This is a genomic window from Pseudomonas sp., from assembly GCF_050739995.1.
Classification (GTDB): Bacteria; Pseudomonadota; Gammaproteobacteria; order Pseudomonadales; family Pseudomonadaceae; genus Aquipseudomonas.
Window position 1 is genome coordinate 1 of the sequence record NZ_JBOICG010000462.1, and the last position, 3,485, is coordinate 3,485.

Annotated in this window: 2 protein-coding genes; both read right to left on the reverse strand. The window is 58.6% G+C overall.

Translation table 11 applies throughout. The features are described 5' to 3' along the window. Positions 1-592: 592 nt before the first annotated feature. The gene (locus tag ACRESD_RS15350; protein ID WP_431751698.1) at positions 593-1,441 is read right to left on the reverse strand and encodes a hypothetical protein; all 849 of its coding nucleotides are present in this window, start codon (positions 1,439-1,441) and stop codon (positions 593-595) included. A gap of 239 nt (positions 1,442-1,680) precedes the next feature. Beyond that, positions 1,681-3,485 (reverse strand): TonB-dependent receptor family protein (locus ACRESD_RS15355; protein WP_431751699.1); only part of this gene is annotated, 1,805 nt, incomplete at its 5' end.

Here is a 3,485-nt window from a genome sequence, read left to right on the forward strand (position 1 = left end):
AGTCAATACGGCACAAGCTCCCATTGAGTGGCTCCCAAAAAACAGCAGTTCCGAAGACTGCCGTCCAAACTGCCGGAGACGCCCCACTAAACCTTGAGCCTTTGTAACCAGCCCAACCGACGGGACATCCTTGCCATGCAAGGCCTGCTCACACGAATTGCAGCACCTAGCGGCTGAACAGCCTGTTCCAGAGGTTGGCAATCATTGAGAACGCTGGGCTGCGCACCGGTTCTTCCATGAAAAGCCGGGCCCCCTTGTCAAAATCTTCAGCGGTGGGCGCCCTGAAGCTGAACTTAGGCGAGGATGTGAGGTTGAGCCCCGGTGACGTGGGCGCCCTTGGCTGCCCTTCCTCCTGAGTACGCGTGGCCAGGGTCGATGCGCTGTACGGGGAGTGACGGGATTCAAATGATGTCGAATTCATGGTTCAGACCTGATCCAGTAGATGAAGGCCCCCACCGGCAGCCAATGACCGGTGGATACTTACTTCGTGGTGCGTTTTCGAAAACGGTTCCTGCATGACGGGGGGTGTATTCCTGTGCCAGGCGCTGGTCACCCTATGCCGCGTAGTACACGGCATAGGAAAGGCCAGGGTCTAACGAAGCAGCTCGAACAACTCCTGTTGCGTAATCCTGCCATCGCGGAGCCAACTGAAACGGTTGTCCATCGCCGCTTGTAAATCCGAACGGGACATGACTTCCCTCGACAGCTGTATGAGGTGGTCCTGGTACGGGTTACCGGTCAACGACCGCGACGCCCGTGCGCTGATATCGTTGAGCTTTATGCTGTTACTGAAGTAACCACCCTTCAACGCGTTGAAATTAGTCAGCATGTCCCGCACGAGCTGCTTGTCGTCGCTAAGTTTCAAGGGGTTAGCGGAACCAATGAAGCTCCGGATATCGTCTCTGGACAGACGACCATCCAAAGCACCCGTGCTGCCATTTCGATCGAGCGCCTGCATCAAATCCGGACGCCGCTGCAGTTCGTTCGCCAGTTGAATGTTCGCGTCCGTGTAGGGATTGCCGGTCAACGGACGATTGGCCATTTTCGCTATGCTCTGGGGCGTTACCGTTGTTGAGGGCCAACGGCCCTTGAACGCCTCATAGTTGTTCAGAAGCCCCCAAGCCAACTGCTCGTTACTCTTGTTGGGGAAAGGGTTCGGTAATGTCGGGGTCGGGCGTGGCGGTGGACCGGGGTTCGGACGCACACCGATTGGCAGCGGACGCGGTGGCGGGCCGGGGTTCGGGCGCACACCAATGGGTAGTGGGCGTGGTGGCGGGCCAAACACAGGTCCGCAGAGATTTGTCTGCGACGTGAAATTGATGCCTACCGTGACCTGGGCACTTGACGAGGTACCAGACCGCTCGGTATTGGGCTTTGCATCTGCGGCAGGGGTGTTGTCGGGGGAAGGAGCAACCTTCTGATTGGATGCTGATGCCAGCATTTTTGTTCTCCAGTTCGGTATGTTCAGGCGCCTGACCTCACCGCCCCGGCTCCCCCCGACGATCCAAAGTCGTAAAGGAAGCCAGCAGTGGCAGACATATCCTGTGTGGCCAAACTGTGGGGGCCGGTTCCTGAGGCAACTGAAAGTTTCCAGGACTCAGGTAGGAAGAACATCTGAAGGGTGAGAGTTACCGCCCAACCTGACCAGGAAGAGCGGCAATGCTCCGACTCACCACATGATCAGAACCCGACGCTGGCCTGCACGAAGAACGTACGTGGCTCACCCAGATACAACCCGGCATTGTTGTCGCTGGAACGGGTGTAGTGCTGCTGGTCGAAGACGTTCTTCACACCAACGCCCAGCTTCAGGTTGGACAACTGCTCACCGAAGTCATACCCGCTGCGCAGGTTGACCGAGACATAACCCGGGATATCGCCGTACTGGCCATCGGCTGTGCCCTGAGTGATGTATGTGGTGCCGGTACCGGGCGCGCGTTGGCCGGATTGTGCGTAGATATCCAGGTTATGGGTCCAGTGGTTGATGTCGTAGCGCAGGCCTAGAGTCGCCACTTCACGGGAGTACAGCGGCAAGTCACGGCCCTTGAAGGGCACGTCGCCTTCGGAGGTCGCCTTGGTGTAGGTGAAGCCGGCATTGGCGGTCAAGCCATCCAGACGCGGGTCCAGGTTGGACAGGTCGTAGTGGGCCGATGCTTCAAGACCGGTGTGCTTGGTGGCGCCGAGGTTAGTCCAGCCCACGTCGTTGCTGACGTATTGCAACTCATCCGAGAAGTCGATGTAGAACAACGTTACTTCGCCGCCCCACACGCTGTCGTTGTAGCGCGTGCCAATCTCGTAGGTCTTGGCTTTTTCCGGATTCAGCCCGTTGGCGGTCTGGTTACCGGTGCCGCCCTGGCCCAGTTGGAAATATTGCAGGCTGCCGAAGGACGTTTCGTAGTTGGCGAACAGCTTCCAGGCGTCGGATACGTGGTACATCACACTCAAGGCCGGCAACGGCTCGTTGTTATAGATCTCGCGGCGTTTTTCCTCAGTACGCTTGCCGTTCAGGGCCACTACCGGGCGGTCGTGCCATTCAGTGCGGATGTCTTCGAAGCGAATGCCCGGGGTGATGGTCCACTTGCCGATGTCGACTTTGTTATCGATATAGAACGCATTGGCCTCGGTGCCGCCGGTGCGGTCCTGATAAACATGACCATCACTTTGGCCGCCTGGCGTGGGCACATTGTTGACCAGGTTCAGGCTGGTCGCCTGCTCGTGCATGCCTTCTTTGAGGTAGCGATAACCCAGGCTGACCTCCTGGGTGCTCGGGCCCACGTCGAATACATGGGATACCCGTGGTTCGATGCCGAAGGTGTAGTAGGTGCGCGGGTAGGAGCCGAGGGTCTTCAGGTCGCGGTTGGCGATGTTGCTGCCACGGAAGCTGTCCGAGTAATAGGTCAACACCTCCGCCTGGGTACGGTCGTCGATCTGGCGGATGTATTTGAAGGACACATCCTTGCGGCGCCCGCTGAAATTGTCCCAATCACGCACCGATTGATACGGGTTGGCATCGAACTGCTTCTGGGTCAGGCCGCCAGGCATATCGGCGCTGGCGTCGTAGTAGTGGAAGTTCAGCGAGAAGTCATCTTGATCGGTCGGCGCCCAATGGGTCTTGAAGATCACATCGTCGATGTCGTTGGAGTTGTTGTTATTGCGGTAGCCGTCACCTTTGACGCCGGAATACAACAATGCCGCGCCGATGCCGTTGTCCGCCGTGCCGCCGACGAAGGCATTTTCGATGTGTTTCCAGCCGCCATGGGCCGAGGTTTCCAGGGTGGTGCCGATATCACCGGAGAACTTCTCGGGAATGGCGCGAGTCACGAAGTTGATCACGCCGCCGACGTTCTGCGGCCCATACCGTACCGAACCGGCGCCGCGCACCACGTCGATACTGTCCAGGTTGCCCGAAGAAATCGGCGCCATCGACAGTTGTGGCTGGCCGTACGGGGCGAACGCCGCCGGCACGCCATCGATCAGGACGGTGGAGC